The organism is Ruoffia tabacinasalis, assembly GCF_042652985.1.
Classification (GTDB): Bacteria; Bacillota; Bacilli; order Lactobacillales; family Aerococcaceae; genus Ruoffia; species Ruoffia tabacinasalis.
The window spans coordinates 1-16,776 of the sequence record NZ_JBHSHQ010000006.1; the positions used below are offsets into that span (position 1 = coordinate 1).

The following is a 16,776-nucleotide window of genomic DNA, read 5'->3' on the forward strand; positions in this document are numbered from 1 at the left end:
TGGATTGTTTCCTCTGTAGTAATTGTTACTGGTTCAGAAGTAGCCTCTGAACCGTCTAATAATTCAACATCCTTAGGTCGAACCCCTGAGACAAAGTTATCTTCATTAATATGTTTAGCTAATGGACCGGATGGACCTGAAGCTAAAACATCCACTGTTAAGATCCCCTTCATTGGATAGACTCCAATTCGAGCTGTTCCACCACAGTCAATAACCGCAGTCGCAATCTCGTCATCTGGAACAGAATTATTAAAGCCATCAATAGCTTCCCCACCCGTAAGCTCAGCAATTCTTTTAGCAACCGGATGAATTCCTCCACCCGTTACCGATACGATTTTATTCTTTTTACCTTCTGGATGGATCTCTAATCCTTTACCCCAGCCACCTTGGCCTTTGTTTACTTTCACTTTCTTATATTCCATCTTCTAATCCTCCGATTTTTGAATTATTAAATTAAACTGTTGCCTGACTTCTTCTAATCAATAATTTTGTAATCCACTCTGTGACGATTCCTCTTATTAATATAACAACAACACCAGCCATTAAATATCTTACGGCTAATGGACCTTGGCTGTACCCTGCTTCACTAACACCGTTAGCAATTCCTAGATATACAAACAATTCTCCCGCATTCGCATAAGGAAACATACCCGTTACCGGATGTACAAAACTTACTGCGGCATCGTAAAAGGCTGGCTTTTGTTCTTCCTTGACAAATTTACCAAAAGTATACGCCATTGGGTTAGTTAACAGCATAACTGCTAATACAGGCATAACTGTATATCTTAATATTGCATATTTTGAACTTTTTTGAATCCAACCGTGAACTCTCTCTTCCCCTATAAATGCTATTACAGCATTTGTAAATGTTAATAATACAACTAATAACGGTACTATTCCTGTAATAAATCCTACAAATTGATCTGCCCCAGCTTGAAAAATCCCGATAAAATTTGTCCCAAACCACTCTATGTATTGCATGATTACCCTCCTATTGATAACGCTTCCATTGTTTTTTGTAAAGAAACCTACATATCATAGGTTTCTTAGTGTCTATTCTCCAATAACTGTAATTGAACACTTTCTTGTACGTGATCTAGTAGTGTCAAAATCCACAAAATATATATAGCCTGTAGAACCTACACCTAAATTTCCTTTTTCTACATCGAATGACTCACTTGAACCAATAATTGTTGCTTTTAAATGAGCATCACCATTCCATAAAGCAGATCTATCTCCATTTGGAAGATACTCATCCGCATTTGGCCAAGATTCCACTGCCTGATAATGCTCCTCACCAGGATAAATAAATGTATCTGCAGATGTATGATATGGAATAATTTTTTCTAATGCATTGTTTAGATCTTGTTGTAACGACTCTACTCCTTCTTCATTTTCATCATGGGCATATTCCTCATAAAACACAGCACATGTAGTGTGAGGACTAACCACTGTCACAATACCATTTTCTACTTCACTATCCTCTATTGCCTTTCTCACCTCTTTAGTAATATCGATATATGTAGGTATACTTCCCTTTGACTTTAATTCAATTTTTTCTTTAAACATTTTCATTACTGATTCCTCCTATTGCTTAGAAGCCTTATAAGCAGCTTCAATCATTTCAATTAACATCTGTTCTGGATTAGCTGCCTTTGTAATCCCGCTCGTACAACCTGTTCCATCAGCCCCTAGTTTAATCGTCTTGAACACATCCTCAGCTGTACTAATTCCCGCTGCTTGCATTATTAAAATGTTTTCGTCCACTTCATGAATTGCACTATTTGTAGCTTCAACATAAGATTCATCACTTGTTTGACCAGTACCTATTAGCTCAGTTGGTTCACAAAGAATTATATCTGGTTTTAACATTGCTACTGCCTTCGCTTCGTCAATTGAATCTGCACAAACTACAGAAATAATTCCTAACTCTTTCGCACGTTTAACAGATGCAGTTACTTCACTTAGTTTCATCGGCTGTTCAGCATGATTTAAAAATGTTGCTCTTGCTCCAGCGTTATAAATTGATTCAGGCAGTACATGTCCCATTCCTCGTCCAGGTTGAATGCCATCCATATGTTGCGCTGTAACAATTACATGCTCTGTTTCATCAGCTATCGCTTTTAGATCTGAAAATGGAGCAGTAACAAAAATACTTAAATCTGGATATTTTTTGGCTTGCTCGTCTGCTACTTTAGCTAATTTTAGTAAATCATCACCATATAGAAATGACTTTGGATTAAACATAAAAAATGGTTTATTAATTTTAACTTTAGACAATTTTATTCCTCCTATAAATTTACCGGCTGAGTTTCAAATACATCATAATAGTGATTAAGCACTGATTTCATTCTTTCATTCGCAATTTTTTTCAATTCTATATAATCTGTTGGCTTTTCTTCAGTGATAGCTTCGATCGCACCGTTAATGAAATCTGAATAAATATTGATTTTTACAATTCCACTCATTGCACATCTATTTAAGTTTGTATCTCCAGTTGAAGAACCACCATGTAATACTAATGGTACATCTGTCATTCCATGTATATCCTCTAATCTATCAAAACTTAGTTTTGGCTCACCTTTATAAACTCCATGAGCTGTTCCTATCGAAACTGCTAAGGAATCTACTCCAGTCTCTTTAACGAATTGAATAACATCTTTTACTTCTGTATATACAGAATCAGTTAAAACACTTGATTCTGAAGTATCATTAGCTCCTACGTGACCTAATTCTGCTTCTACAGTTACATCATATTTATGCGCGTAATCCACAACTTCTTTAGATATTTTGATATTTTCATCAAAAGGCTTTTCTGATGCATCTATCATCACTGACTTAAAACCAAGTTCTATAGCTTTAAAGATATAATCTGGATCTGCACCATGGTCTAAATGAAGAGCAATTGGTACTGTTGCTTTTTCAGCAAAATACTTACCGATAATAGCCGCTTCTTCTAATGAAATAATATCTCTATGTGATTGTGCAAATGCAAGAAGTAAAGGTAAACCTCTTTTTTCTGCTATCTCTACATATGATCTAGCTGAATCTAAGTCAATAAAATTTGCAGCTGGAACAGCAAATCCTTTTTCTTGCGCTTCTTTAAATATCTGTTTTGTATTTACTAACATAATTGAACCCTTCCTTACATTTGTTTGATCATTTGACATTTGTTCTAAATATATATTATACTTCATGAAAGCGTTTTTCAACCGTTTTGTGTCATCAGACAACATATATATCATATGCCAATTTTTAGTAAAAATAAGGAGGTTTCTTTACAAATGTATAACCGTGATTCGCTTATTGTTCAAGTTGCAACTTTGTATTATAAGGAAAAGCTTACCCAAGCAACCATAGCAAAACGCTTGCACATTTCTCGTCCAACAGTATCTCAGATGCTTAATGAGGCTAAAGAACGCGGCATCGTTACTATAACTATCCATCATCCTGATTCTAATTTATATTCCCAACAATTTTCTTTAATTGAAAAATACAATATTTCTACCGCTCACATTGCAAACAATGGAAGTAATTCTAATAATATAAAAAAAGAACTAGGACAACTGTGTGCACAATATATTGAATCTCGCATTAATGAATTTAATACTCTTGGTTTAGGCTGGGGTTCTACTATTCTCGAATACGTTAACGAAGCTAATTATGTTGATTCAGATTCTTTAGAAATTATTCCGTTAATTGGTGGCATTGGCATTCAAGATACTCATTATCATTCCAATCACTTAGCTTTTCGTCTTAGTGAAAAATATAATAGTAAAGTTTCATACTTTTATGCACCCGCAATAGCTGAAAGTAAAGAGGTAAGAGATTTATTTGCATCCACTGCTTTATATCAAGATATTTATAAAAAAGGACTCGAAGTAGATATTGCAGTGCTAGGGGTTGGGAATCCAATTGAGTCTTCTACTTATAAAATATTAGGATATTTTACAAAAGAAGAAGAAGATGAAATTCGTAATAGCGGTGCAATTGGTGATATAGTTGGTAGTTTTTTTAATGAAGCCGGTGATTCTGTCTATATCCCAGTAACAGAGCGTATGATGGGCATTACTTTAAATGATTTAAGGAATGTTAAAGAAGTCATCGTTATTGCTTCGGGAAAAGAAAAAGTTCAAAGTATACGAACTTTATTAAATATGGGAGTAGTTGATCATTTGATTATCGATCAAGAGATTTCAGATGCTTTATTAAATTGAGAATATATACATTATATTATTATAAAAACACAAAAAACCGGCATAACTTTTCTTAAGTCATGCCGGTTTTCTTATCTAAAAATATTTATTTAATTATTTTCCAAACGCTTCAGTGTATTTGCTTACAACATTTTCTGCAGTAAAGCCGAAGTATTCAATCACTTCTTCACCTTTACCTGATGCTCCAAAGCGGTCAATTCCTAATGTTACACCATCTAGACCTACATAACGTTCCCAACCGAATGTTGCTCCCATTTCGATTGACATACGGTTACGTACAGCTTTTGGTAAGACACTTTCTTTATATTCTGCTGATTGCTCATCGAATAAGTTTTGTGCTGGTAATGAAACAACTGAAACGTCTACGCCTTGTTCTTTTAATTTTGCTTGTGCTTCTACAGCTAAGCTAACTTCAGAACCAGTAGCAATTAAGATACCTTCAGGAGTTTCACCTTCACTTGACGAGATAACATATCCACCTTTACGTACACCTTCTTCTGCTTTCGTGTCAGAACCTTCTAATACAGGTAAGTTTTGGCGAGATAACACTAGCATTGTTGGACGGTCGCTTGACTCAACAGCAATCTTCCATGCTGCGAATGTTTCGTTTACGTCCGCTGGACGAATTAAGTTTAAGTTAGGCATTGCACGGAACGCTGCTAATTGTTCGATTGGCTCGTGGGTTGGACCATCTTCCCCAACAGCTACTGAATCATGCGTCATAACGTATGTTACTGGCAATTGTGAGATTGCAGATAAACGAACTGCTGCTTTTAAGTAGTCAGTAAATACGAAGAATGTTCCCCCGTAAACTTTTGTCCCACCATGTAAAGCAATACCATTCAACATAGCCGCCATTGCGAACTCACGCACACCGAACCAAATGTTGCGTCCAGCGCGGTCTTCTGGCATAAAGTCTACATCAGAATCAATCATTGTTTTGTTTGATCCAGATAAGTCAGCTGATCCACCCCATAAGTATGGTACTGTTTCTGCTAAAGCTTGGATTGCTTTACCACTTGATGCACGACTTGCTTCTGCTTTTGCATCTGCTGCTTGATATTCTAATTTCGCATCATAATCTTCAGCTAGATGACCATTGAATCCTTGTTCAAATGCTTCTGCTTTTTCTGGATTAGCTTCTTTATAAGCATTGAAAGTTTCTAACCATGCTTCATATGCTTCTTTACCACGTGCTTTTACTTTTTCATCAAATAATGCTTTGGATTCTGCTGGAACATCAAATGGGTCATGATCCCAACCGTAGACTTTACGCGTTGCTTCCCAGTTTTCAGCACCTAGTGGGTTACCGTGAGTATCCGCAGTACCTTGTTGAGGAGACCCGTAACCAATTACTGTTTTAATTTCAATTAATGTTGGTTTACCTTTGTTATCTTTTGCTTCTTGAATTGCATTTGAAATAGCATCTAAATCTGTTCCTTCTTCAACACGTAAGTAGTTCCAGTTTGCTGATTCGAAACGTCCTTTAATGTCTTCATTGAATGCTTTATCTAAATCACCGTCTAGTGAAATATCATTTGAATCATATAGAACAATTAATTTATCTAATTGTTGACGACCTGCGAATGAAATGGCTTCATAGCTAATTCCTTCCATTAAGTCTCCGTCACCTACTAAAGTATATGTGTAGTGATCGATAACTTTATGCTCGTCTGTGTTGTAGATAGCTGCTGTATGTTGTTCAGCCATTGCCATACCAACTGCTTGTGCAATCCCTTGTCCTAATGGTCCAGTAGTTGCTTCGACACCATCTGTATGACGGTATTCTGGGTGACCTGGCGTACGACTTTCAACTTGACGGAAGTCTTTTAAGTCATCAATCGTTACATCGAAACCACTCATGTGTAATAAACTGTATAGTAAAGCTGAACCATGTCCTGCAGATAATACGAAACGGTCACGGTTTGGCCAATCAGATAATTCTGGGTTCACATTTAAATGTCCTGCCCATAAAGCATATGCCATTGGTGCTGCTCCCATAGGTAAACCTGGGTGACCAGAATTTGCCTTCTCAACTTGTTCCACACTTAAAGCACGTAATGTATTGACCGCTACTAAATCTTTTTCGTTAAACATTATATTCCTCCAAAGAATTTTTTTTATTTTTCTATTAATGCGAATGTTTCTTCAAAACTAACGTCTGTTACCTTATTATCTATAACCGCTGTACATCGCTCCGTCTTTCCTTCTCTTAATAAAGCAACAGCGTGTTCTCCGAAATCTAAACCTAAAATCCGATCCTCGGCAACTGGATTTCCACCTCGTTGGATATGACCAAGTAATAATGGATGAATTGGATATCCTGTCTCACGTTCGACAACTTCTTTAAACTCTTGAGCTGACATGACACCTTCTGCAATGATGAATAACTGATATCGCTTATTCATATCTTGGGATTTTTCGATGGTTTCTTTTACTCGTTTCACATCAAAATCTCCTGGTTCAGCAATTATACCATCTGCGTCTAGCGCGCGACCGGTCCATCTTGCAATATCTCCAGCTCTACGGCCCATCACCTCAATACAATAAAGATGTTTATGGCTTGACGCAGATTGCATGATAATATCAACCGTTTCAACAACATTACGAACAGCAGTTTTAAAGCCTAAAGTTAATTCTGTAAGTGGAATATCATTATCAATCGTTCCAGGAATCCCAATGGTTTGTATACCTAGTTTCGATAAACTATAAGCACCATGATATGACCCATCTCCACCAATGACAACTAGTCCATCTACATTATCTTGCTTTAATTGCTTAGCAACTCCAGCTTGAACCTCGGCTTTTTTGAATTCTTCCGACCTTGACGTACCTATGAAAGTTCCGCCCACATGATGATGTGGTTTTACAACTTCAGGTGTCAATTCAATATAATCATTCGCGATTAAACCAGCATACCCCTCTAGATAACCACGAACTTCGATGTTATGTTTGCGTGCCTCATCAACAATTCCGTTAATGGCCGCATTCATTCCTGGAGCATCGCCCCCGCTTGTTAGTACACCAATACGCTTCATCTGACTCTCCTAAATCTGATTTTTACACTAAAGCTAATACAAATTATAGTTTAACAAATATGCTCAATATAATCATTTGTAAAGCACTTATCAAACTAAAAAATACTTCTTATGAATGATTATACAACGCTTTCACAACATTGTAAAGCATATGCCACATCATGTGTCGAATGTCACAAACCTTACCATTCGCCTCTACCCAATGCCAGTATTTAGGTCTATTCAGTATACAATTCCCTTCAAATAACATATAACTGAATATTGATACTCTTGGGTTATGCCCGAGTTAGGAGGTAGGCAATGTTAGTAGTTGAAGGTATGACAAGTTGGCAAAAACATCGTCGCATTATTTTCCCACAAGTATTACCGATTGCGTTACCCAGTTTAGGAAATGCGTTAATTGATTTGTTAAAAGATACTTCGTTACTGTTCTTAATCGGTTTAGTCGATATAATGGGACAAGCAGATATTATAATCGCGAACACTTCCGGTGTTTATCAACTTGAAGTATATATTGCGATAGCGTTAATTTACTGGGCGCTGTCTTCACTTCTCGTATTCGGATTGAATTTCATCGAGAAGCGTTATAGTCGCTACTATCAAAGATAAGGAGGTTAAGTACATTGAATTTTGATACACAAGTTATGATTGATACTATTTGGGTTGTCATGCTGGCTGTACCGCGGACTTTTGGAATTGCTGCTATGGTGTTAGTCTTTGGGACTTTATTAGGGGCTGTCTTCGCACAATTAAAGATGAAGCCTGTACCGGTTATTACACCACTCGTTCGTCTATTTGTCTCTTATATGCGCGGGGTGCCGTTAATCGTTCATTCAAATGTGTCATGGGTGGCATTGCACGTATGGATATTACACATAATAATCGCAACCCTCTTCGTCATCAAATTTACCGTTCAATTACAGAGTCTGGTGGAAAGCACTTAATTCTTACACCTGGGTGTGGGATTAGACATCCTTTTGAAGAAGATACAATTCGTTATTTACAGAAAGTAAAAATCGAAACTGAAGCGTTATTAAATAAGTAAGTCAATAATTAAACCGTCCTTTCGAGGACGGTTTTTCTTGTTTATGAGGTCACGAGATCTCAACAAAAAACCGAGGCTGTTTTTACACAGTCTCGGTTTAATTTTCTTTAAATTAGTATGCTCTGGCTAACCAAACAGTTTCTTTCGCTGGTTTACCTGTGACGATACATTCAGCTTTTTTGTCAACTGTACCATCTACTGGAATGTTACGTGTTGTGAAACCAGTGCGTTCTTTAATCTTCGCTTCTGATTCTTCCGTTCCGTCCCATCCTGCTAAGATCCAACCTGGGTTTTCGTTTGCAGCTTTTTTCGCTTCAATATGGTTTTCAAGTTCTTCTAATGTATTGATGTCCGTATAGATGTGTTGTGAATTGCGTTCGCGTGCTGATTCTAATAGGCGATTTTGCATTTCATCTAAGGCATTTTCGATGTAATCAGCAAAGTTTGCGAATTCAACATCTACTTTTTCATCTAAGTCACGCGCTTTAACGATGACTTTATTGTTTTCTAAGTCACGTGGTCCAATTTCTACACGAAGTGGCGCACCGCGTAATTCCCATTCATTGAATTTGTAACCTGGACGGTTGTCGCTTCCGTCGATGACTGTACGGATTTGCTTGCTTGCTAATTCTTCATTCAGTTCATAGATTTTGTCCATGATCGCTGGGTTCTTTTGCCATGGTCCAACAGGAATGAATACGACTTGTTGCGGTGCAACTTTTGGTGGCATAATTAGTCCTTGGTCGTCACCGTGAGACATGATCATTGCTCCGATTAAACGTGTTGATACACCCCATGATGTCGTGAATGCGTGAACGTGTTCGTTGTCGCTGTTTAAGTATTTGATATCAAAAGCTTCAGCGAATTTCGTTCCCATGTAGTGACTTGTCCCTGCTTGAACAGCTTTTGTATCTTGCATCATTGCTTCAACAGAGTAAGTTCGTTCTGCACCAGCAAAGCGTTCTGAAGGTGTTTTTTCACCTTTAAATACTGGAATAGCTAATACGCCTTCAATCACTTCTGCATAAATATCTAACATACGTTGTGTACGTCTTTTAGCTTCTTCAGCATTGGCGTGAGCCGTATGCCCTTCTTGCCATAAGAATTCTGACGTACGAAGGAATGGCATTGTACGTTTTTCCCAGCGAAATACATTTGCCCATTGGTTCATTTCCATTGGTAAATCACGGTATGAGTTAATCCATTTAGAATACGCATCACCAAACATCGTTTCTGATGTTGGACGTAGCGCTAAGCGCTCTTCTAATGGCTCACCCGCAGCTTCAGTAACCCACGGTAATTCTGGTGAGAATCCTTCAATATGATCTTTTTCTTTATTGAAGAAGCTCTCAGGAATTAACATTGGGAAGTATGCGTTACGGATACCTTCTTGTTTGAATCTGTAGTTTAAAGCTCCTTGAATATGCTCCCAAATTTCGAAACCGTTGGGTTTGAAAATCATACAACCACGTACGGGTGAATAGTCCATTAAGTCAGCTTTTTGAATTGTTTGGATATACCATTTTGAAAAATCTTCTTTTCTCGTTACCATAGTAACCTCCTGTTTAATTTTGTGCATAAAAAAACTGTTCCCGTCCAAATAAGGACGAAGAACAGTTGATCTCCGCGGTACCACCTCAGTTGTCGGCATGTTGCCAACCAGCTTAGAGCCGATAAGGAGGCGAGTCCATAAACTGTTTAGTAGGTTCAACGAATGAGTGGGCACGTCACTTTCAGCCTAGGTGACTTTCTCTTATTACCATCAATTCGTTTACTATTCTAACAATGCTTATATTATAGCTATTTGTTGTATAAAGTTCAATCTCTTTGGACAATTGTGTCTTGATTTTCATTCATTTCATATTGATCAAGCGCTCGCATACTAGAAAGTGGCCAGTAAATATAATCTGCCTCTCCGATAATATCTTCGGCGTCGATGAAGCCAAATGCCCGTCCGTCAAGTGAATTGCGACGGTTGTCTCCCATAACGAAGACTTGCCCTTCCGGTACGGTTGCAGTTCCAGTAATTTCTTCTAATTGAAAATCACTCGTAAAGTTTCCTAATACATCTGCGCGCATGTCGTCTAAATACGGTTCATCCATTTGAACGCCGTTTAATATTAATTGGTCATCTTGATAAGCAACTGTGTCCCCGGGCACTCCAATTACACGTTTAATATATAAACTTTGCGGCTCGTCTGAAGGAATCGGTCCTCCAGGTGCTGGGAACACGACCACATCAAAGCGCTCAATATCGTTTAATTTCATCATAAACATTTTCTCGCCGTCATGTAATGTGTATTCCATTGATCTTCCATCCACAATAAACGGTTCCATGACGTACGCATAAAACACTTTAATTCCTAGAAAAATCACTGCAACCCAGATAAGCGTGCTGATTATTTCTCTGATAATACCTTTAAAAGTCATCTTTTACCTCAATCTACTTAATCTTTACTATCCATTACTGTATCGATGGCTAACACGACCGCAATTACCATAACTGGGTCAACTTCTTCCGAATCGATATTAAATTCAAATGTATCGCTCATAGCAAAGAATTTTTTATTTATTTGAGCAATTAAATCTCCTTCTCGATCATAAATAATATAATCGTGCGCAAAGTAATCGCCTTTTATTGTCCAACCAATTTTTTCAATATCAAATTGTGGTTTAAATAACGTGATGCGTTTGCGAATACTTGCGACTTCTTGACCTCGGACAAAGACGTCCACTTGTGGCATGAGTGATAATACTTTTTGTTTAACTAAAGCGACCTCTTCATTGGTCTCCATGTTAATGATGTGCAATTTTCTACCAAGTGTAAGAAACTCTCCGTCCACTTTGTAAACCGGCTTCTGATTGCTATCGACAATATTAAAATTCTGTTTAAATGATAACATTTTTTGTTTCATGTATAATTGCATTTATATCACCCCTTGAGCCTTATTATAATCTTATTATATTTAATGTTCAATTGTATTTAAGAAAATGTTTTTACTATAAAATGTATACTAATAAAAGCGGAGGGAATTATTTGTGAAACTAGCTCGTTATCAAGATGTATTAGACTTTTGGTTTGCCCCTGAAAATGCGGACTTGTTATTTGAGAAAAATGATGATTTCGATTCCGAAATTAGACAGCGTTTTGGAAAAACTTGGGAAGCCGCATGTGCTGGCTTGTTATGGGAGTGGCGTGACCATCCATATGGGCGCCTCGCTGAAATTATTGTGCTCGACCAATTCTCGCGTAACTTATGCCGAGGCGACGAGAAGAGTTTCACCCAAGATGCGATGGCACTCGTCTTAGCGCAAGAATTATATCAGCTTCCTGAGTTTGAAGAAGAATTCTCTATTCATGAAAAATGCTTCGCGATGATGCCTTTCATGCATTCCGAATCTGCTGAAATTCACGAAACTGCTTTGCGTATCTTTACTGAAATCGGTGACGAGAATACACTGCACTATGTAAACTTACATAAAGATATCATTGACCGCTTCGGTCGCTATCCTCATCGGAACGAGATTCTAGGACGTGAGACCACTCCGGAAGAAGCAGAGTTTCTGACTGAACCTGATAGCAGTTTCTAATATAAAAAGTCCGCAGCAAATGTGCTACGGACTTTTTTCTGTTTTGGGTTGGGTCATTTGGTGTATTCGCCAGCTCAGGCATTTGAGCTGGCGCAGTTGGTGCTGATTCGCCAGCTCGGGTGGTTGAGCTGGCGTAGTTGCACATGATTCGCTAGCTCACGGATCTGAGCTGGCGCAGTTGTACTTGATTCGCTAGCTCACGGATCTGAGCTGGCGTAGTTGCACTTGATTCGCTAGCTCAGGGATTTGAGCTGGCGTAGTTGCACATGATTCGCTAGCTCACGGATTTGAGCTGGCGCAGTTGCACATGATTCGCTAGCTCACGGATCTGAGCTGGCGTAGTTGCACATGATTCGCTAGCTCACGGATCTGAGCTGGCGAATCAACTCGCTTTCCTAAACATTTTGCCTTTAAATCTCTATTTCATAGTAAGTTTTATTTGTTTTCCCCACTTTCTTAAAGTTTTTCCCAAGTATGTCTCGGATTAGGGATCTTGACGCTGCGCTTGCGCCCATAAACTGATACACATTTTCTGTTGTGACCATGTCACTGTTATCAAAGAATAAATATCGCAGTTGCCGTGCGGATCTGAGAATCATTTCTGATTTTGCTTCTACATTATGGCAGTGTCGGCATGTTACTTTTCTTAAAGAGATTTCTACATCAAATCGGTGACAGGCTGGACAAGTAACGCCTTTATGGATAGTCGCAAAGTCTTCTATCGGCAAACCTGTAGGCTGGAACGGATTTTCAATCGAATAGCGGTTCAAGACTTTTTGTATTCTATTCAAATGTGCTGGTAACAGAGGTTGGGCCAGAAATTCGGTCTGCTTTTTCAAGAAGTTTCTAAATTGGTTGCGCTGTATAATTTCATAGTCAAATTCATAATCGAGTTTAACTTGGCAATGTTCATTGATGAAAATCATCGCACCGGTTACTTTAATATTTTCGGAGACTTCATTGGCAATTCGTGTTAGGCGCCGTACTTTGGTCGCCATGGCATTCATAAAATTATTTTCCATTAAGTGCGTGTTAATATAGCATTCGTGATTTCTATATTCAAAAGCGCCATCAAAATTCTTCACTTCAATAACTAACCAGTGATTTTCTTTGATTAATAGGAAATCAGCTTGCATCGTGCTTTTGTAGTTGAACCAGTAGTCTGAAAGGACATGCCAATTATCATCGGCGTATTTTTCTAACCATTGAGAAACTTCTGATTCTCCGATATAGCCTTGTTTTAAAGACCAAAATCGACGTTTCTGTTCTTCAGCTAAATTTATTTGGCGAATAACCGACATTTCGAGTTGAATGAGTTCGGTATTTTTCTGCATTTTATCACCCCTATATATATACGTAAAAAAGGGCGATTTTCATTTTTTATTTTAAAAATTAGTCATCTAAATTTAAAGTAAGTGCGTTCATTGCGACAATAATTGTTGAAAGTGTCATTAAAATTGCACCGAGCGCGGGCGAAATAGTGATTCCGATAGGTGCCAAAAGACCCGCAGCCAATGGAATTGCAATGAAATTGTAGCCTGCTCCCCAAAGTAAGTTTTGGTTCATCTTGCTGTTTGTCTTGAAAGACAGTTCGATAAAGGATTCAATGTCGCCGGGTTCAGATTGGGTTAAGACAACGTCTGCGGAATCAATTGCCACTTGCGTTCCGGCTCCAATGGCGACTCCGACATCAGCCAATGCGAGTGACGGCGCATCATTCACACCATCTCCAACCATAATAACCGTCTTACCTTCAGACTGTAGACTTTTAATTAAATCATATTTGTCTTGCGGTGACTGGTTTGCACGGTAATCAATACCTAAAGTTTCTGCGACACCTTTGGCGGCATTTTCATTATCACCTGTTGCCATAATTGGCGTAATGCCTTTGTCTTTGAGAATTGTCATCAGTTCTTTACTCGTTTCTTTAAGCTCGTCACCTAGAGACACTGCGCCCAATGCTTCGCCATCTTTAGTTAAAATACTAATCGTTGCACCAGGTAAAATTTCAATATCAATCGACTTCCCATACACTTTTTGACTCACTAATTTATACTCTGTATCTTGATAAGTTCCCACAACTCCTTCACCAGAAACGACTTCTGTTGATGTGAAGTCAACGGGGTTTACATTTTCCTCAGAGGCATGTTCGATAATTGATTGAGCGATGGGGTGACTTGACCCGCCTTCAATTCCAGCCATGATAGCTAATAGCTCGTCTTCGTTATAGTCACTTGATAATGAATCAATCGCTAATACTTTAAATTCACCAGTAGTCAGCGTTCCTGTTTTATCGAGAATCATCGTGTCTGATTTTGTTGTCAATTCATAAACTTCGCGATCTTTAACTAGTAGTCCGCGATTGGCGCCTAGACTAGTACTACGCGAAATCACAAGTGGAATCGCTAAGCCCAAAGCATGTGGACAAGCAATAACCAGCGTGGTTACCGTATAAGAAATCGATGTTTGTAAATCAGCAATTGCCCACCAAGCGACGAATGTCACTAATGCCACACCGAGCGCAATATAAAATAACCAACTCGCAACTTGATGTGCTCGGTTCTCTGCACGGGACGGATTACCTTGAGCTTCTGTGACTAAATTTTGAACTTGAGAGAGGAATGATGAATCTCCAGTTTGACTGACTTTAATAAATAACGTCCCTTGTCCATTAGTTGATCCTCCGATAGCTGTGTCGCCTTCGGATTTCTCAATCGGTTTGGATTCACCCGTCAGTAGCGCTTCATTCACTCGAGACGTTCCGCGAATGATTTCTCCATCAGCTGGAATGTTTTCGCCTGCTTGAACTCGGACAGTGTCGCCAACCTTTAATTCTGTTACCGGACGCTGTTCAATCGAATCATCTTGTAAGACAACTTGTGCTTCTTTCGGAAGTAATTTTGCTAAAGAGGCCTGAGCATCTCCAGCATTACCTAAAGCAACCATCTCAATCCAATGTCCAAGCAACATAATAAGGATTAGCGATGCGAATTCGAAGTAAAAATCCATCAGGTACTCGCCCGTAACATAGCGCATAATTACCGCATAGACACTATATAAATACGACACGCCAATCCCTAAAGACACAAGCGCCATCATCCCTGGTGATTTCTCTTTAAACTCACCAACCGCACCTTGAAAGAACGGCTTCCCTCCATAGAAAATAAGGAATGTAGACAGCACGGTAGCTAAAATATCCGAATATGGAAAAGTGTATTGAAATGGAAACGGTATGTCCAAGCCCATCAGTGGAGAAATCCACATAATGATTAACCCAATCGGTAAAGATCTTAAGAAAATTTGTTTAAAATTCCCATGGTGGTGATGATGTCCGTGGCCACCGTGATCCATGTGCTCATGATGGTCGTGATGGTCGTGATGGTCATGCCCTCCGTGGTCATGATGGTCGAGATGGTCGTGATGGTCATGCCCTCCGTGGTCATGATGATTGTGATGGTCGTGATGGTGTTGTTTATCCTTACTCATTCAATTCCCCTCCTAAATTTACTTGACACTCACATTGGCCAGACACACAGTCGCATGCCACAACGTCCAATGCCGTTTTCTTTTTCTCTATTAAAATGCTCATTAATTCTTCAATATCACTTTGACTTAAAGTCGCGTTGGTTAACATATCTCCGATTACTTCCCCGGCTTTCTTATTACAAATACGAGCTAACATATCTGAAATAGATTCATCTAAACTGGCTTCTTCTGTCAGTTTAGCTGAGTAAATGTATTTGCGTCCCTCTTGTTCGGTATCCAAAGCGCCTTTTTCTACTAAACGGCTGATTAAAGTTTTAATTGTACTAGCTTTCCAGTTCATTTTATCTTCTAAAACTTGGATAATTTCGCGACTTGTCGCCTTGCCTTGAGCCCAGACGACTCGCATAATTTCCCATTCTGCATCGGTAATTTTTAACGTTGGTATTGCTTCTGTCAATGAAATGTCTCCTTTCAAACTAAGTTTATGATTACGACTACAATTGTAGTCATTGTTTTAAGTTTAGTTTACACATGTAACTCGTACAAGTCAACTTATATCCATTACATTTATATAAATTCCTCCGTTTATGATAAGATTAAAATATAACGGCGCTTTCATAAGGAGAGGTTCGTATTGAAAAAAGCTGGGCTTGTCTCGTTTATTTGATTCCCACTTTTGAATTAATCACGGCCTAATCTGTTTGTTGTTAAACATTCCGTTCCCTTTTTCACCCGATATCGCAGTCATATATTTTATGATAGCCAATCTCCTTTCTCTCTATTTAATGACACGACTCCTACATTCAGAAGGTCGTTCGATTTGGGATGTGATTGATTTTCAAAGGGACCGTTTAGGTAAAGATCTCCTTTGGAGGCTGCTTTGGATTTTTGTACTCTTTATCCCATTTGCTGCCGCAGTAAATGGATTGCGTTTTTAATATTTGGAACTGATTATCTTAATCAGTTCCAAGTTATTTTTACAGGTGACTGAGTTAATAATCTGTTAACTACACCTGTTTGGCTAAGGTGGGTTGGCGCGATTGTCGCTTTATTCTTTCCATTTATTAATGCGCCGATTGAAGAAATCATGTACCGAGGTTATGCCCAGCCTAAGTTTGCTGAAGGTTTTGGTAAGCCGTGGGCAGGTATTGTCATTCCGTCGATTGGTTTCGGCTTGCAACATTGTATGTTAGCGGCGAGTTGGCAAGGGGCCTTAGTTTATATTGGCGCATTCTTCTTTTGGGGACTTGGTAGTGCTTTGATTTTCCACTATCATCAACGACTATTTCCTATCATTATCGCGCATTTTGTTGTCAATTTAGCCTTTGCTGCAATGCCACTTGTGCTTTTAATGTTAGATGTTTATTAAACAAAAAGAGAGCCCACGTCATTTTGTGAG

17 protein-coding genes and 1 pseudogene are annotated in these 16,776 nt (G+C 38.6%); 5 read left to right on the forward strand and 13 right to left on the reverse strand.

All coding sequences use genetic code 11. The features are described 5' to 3' along the window. From ACFO5Y_RS00900 to ACFO5Y_RS00920, 5 genes and pseudogenes are all read right to left on the reverse strand, one after another. A pseudogene (locus ACFO5Y_RS00900) lies at positions 1–422 on the reverse strand (PTS glucitol/sorbitol transporter subunit IIB); the annotation flags it as partial. Positions 423–453: 31 nt separating this feature from the next. Beyond that, on the reverse strand, positions 454–981 hold the full coding sequence (srlA, locus tag ACFO5Y_RS00905; protein WP_197104889.1) for a PTS glucitol/sorbitol transporter subunit IIC: 528 nt from the start codon (positions 979–981) through the stop codon (positions 454–456). 72 nt (positions 982–1,053) lie between these two features. Further along, the gene (locus tag ACFO5Y_RS00910; RefSeq protein WP_197104890.1) at positions 1,054–1,575 is read right to left on the reverse strand and encodes a YjbQ family protein; all 522 of its coding nucleotides are present in this window, start codon (positions 1,573–1,575) and stop codon (positions 1,054–1,056) included. 12 nt (positions 1,576–1,587) lie between these two features. Next, positions 1,588–2,280, reverse strand: a complete 693-nt coding sequence (locus ACFO5Y_RS00915; protein WP_269434934.1) for a triose-phosphate isomerase — start codon at positions 2,278–2,280, stop codon at positions 1,588–1,590. 11 nt (positions 2,281–2,291) lie between these two features. Beyond that, positions 2,292–3,131 carry a class II fructose-bisphosphate aldolase gene (locus ACFO5Y_RS00920; RefSeq protein WP_197104891.1) on the reverse strand — a complete coding sequence of 280 codons (840 nt, stop codon included), beginning with the start codon at positions 3,129–3,131 and terminating at the stop codon, positions 2,292–2,294. A 153-nt stretch (positions 3,132–3,284) separates the two neighbouring features. On the opposite strand from ACFO5Y_RS00920, the gene ACFO5Y_RS00925 reads away from it, so the two are divergent. Beyond that, positions 3,285–4,217: a sugar-binding transcriptional regulator gene (locus ACFO5Y_RS00925; RefSeq protein WP_197104892.1), complete on the forward strand. Its 933-nt coding sequence runs from the start codon at positions 3,285–3,287 to the stop codon at positions 4,215–4,217. Between the two features lie 93 nt (positions 4,218–4,310). Here ACFO5Y_RS00925 and tkt read toward each other — a convergent pair whose 3' ends face one another. Further along, entirely contained in the window at positions 4,311–6,314 is a 2,004-nt protein-coding gene (tkt, locus tag ACFO5Y_RS00930; RefSeq protein ID WP_197104893.1) for a transketolase, read from the reverse strand. Positions 6,315–6,337: 23 nt separating this feature from the next. Continuing rightward, positions 6,338–7,255 carry an ATP-dependent 6-phosphofructokinase gene (locus ACFO5Y_RS00935; RefSeq protein ID WP_197104894.1) on the reverse strand — a complete coding sequence of 306 codons (918 nt, stop codon included), beginning with the start codon at positions 7,253–7,255 and terminating at the stop codon, positions 6,338–6,340. 300 nt (positions 7,256–7,555) lie between these two features. Here ACFO5Y_RS00935 and ACFO5Y_RS00940 point away from each other — a divergent pair, with 300 nt between their 5' ends. Next, on the forward strand, positions 7,556–7,864 hold the full coding sequence (locus ACFO5Y_RS00940; protein ID WP_197104895.1) for an ABC transporter permease subunit: 309 nt from the start codon (positions 7,556–7,558) through the stop codon (positions 7,862–7,864). Positions 7,865–8,117: 253 nt separating this feature from the next. Then, complete coding sequence (locus ACFO5Y_RS00945) at positions 8,118–8,300, forward strand: hypothetical protein (RefSeq protein ID WP_197104896.1); 183 nt, start codon at positions 8,118–8,120, stop codon at positions 8,298–8,300. Between the two features lie 112 nt (positions 8,301–8,412). Here the strand turns inward: ACFO5Y_RS00945 and proS are convergent, their stop codons facing one another. The 3 genes from proS to ACFO5Y_RS00960 form a co-directional block, all read right to left on the reverse strand. Continuing rightward, a complete protein-coding gene (proS, locus tag ACFO5Y_RS00950) occupies positions 8,413–9,852 on the reverse strand; it encodes a proline--tRNA ligase (protein ID WP_197104897.1) in 1,440 nt (479 codons plus the stop codon). A gap of 266 nt (positions 9,853–10,118) precedes the next feature. Then, positions 10,119–10,730, reverse strand: a complete 612-nt coding sequence (gene lepB / locus ACFO5Y_RS00955; protein ID WP_197104898.1) for a signal peptidase I — start codon at positions 10,728–10,730, stop codon at positions 10,119–10,121. 17 nt (positions 10,731–10,747) lie between these two features. After that, positions 10,748–11,227 carry an LURP-one-related/scramblase family protein gene (locus ACFO5Y_RS00960; protein WP_197104899.1) on the reverse strand — a complete coding sequence of 160 codons (480 nt, stop codon included), beginning with the start codon at positions 11,225–11,227 and terminating at the stop codon, positions 10,748–10,750. A 112-nt stretch (positions 11,228–11,339) separates the two neighbouring features. On the opposite strand from ACFO5Y_RS00960, the gene ACFO5Y_RS00965 reads away from it, so the two are divergent. After that, a complete protein-coding gene (locus tag ACFO5Y_RS00965) occupies positions 11,340–11,891 on the forward strand; it encodes a DUF924 family protein (RefSeq protein ID WP_197104900.1) in 552 nt (183 codons plus the stop codon). A 410-nt stretch (positions 11,892–12,301) separates the two neighbouring features. Here the strand turns inward: ACFO5Y_RS00965 and ACFO5Y_RS00970 are convergent, their stop codons facing one another. From ACFO5Y_RS00970 to ACFO5Y_RS00980, 3 genes are read right to left on the reverse strand one after another with little or no spacing between them, the layout of a single operon-like run. Then, positions 12,302–13,225 (reverse strand): nuclease-related domain-containing protein, encoded by a 924-nt coding sequence (locus ACFO5Y_RS00970; protein WP_197104901.1) that lies wholly within the window; start codon positions 13,223–13,225, stop codon positions 12,302–12,304. Between the two features lie 58 nt (positions 13,226–13,283). Further along, a complete protein-coding gene (locus ACFO5Y_RS00975; RefSeq protein ID WP_197104902.1) occupies positions 13,284–15,377 on the reverse strand; it encodes a copper-translocating P-type ATPase in 2,094 nt (697 codons plus the stop codon). Next, positions 15,370–15,834 carry a CopY/TcrY family copper transport repressor gene (locus ACFO5Y_RS00980; RefSeq protein WP_269434935.1) on the reverse strand — a complete coding sequence of 155 codons (465 nt, stop codon included), beginning with the start codon at positions 15,832–15,834 and terminating at the stop codon, positions 15,370–15,372. Before ACFO5Y_RS00980 ends, ACFO5Y_RS00975 begins: the two co-directional genes overlap by 8 nt. Before the next feature lie 582 nt (positions 15,835–16,416). Between ACFO5Y_RS00980 and ACFO5Y_RS00985 the strand changes: the two genes are divergently transcribed. Next, positions 16,417–16,746 carry a CPBP family intramembrane glutamic endopeptidase gene (locus tag ACFO5Y_RS00985; protein ID WP_331459530.1) on the forward strand — a complete coding sequence of 110 codons (330 nt, stop codon included), beginning with the start codon at positions 16,417–16,419 and terminating at the stop codon, positions 16,744–16,746. The last annotated feature ends 30 nt before the right edge of the window (positions 16,747–16,776 follow it).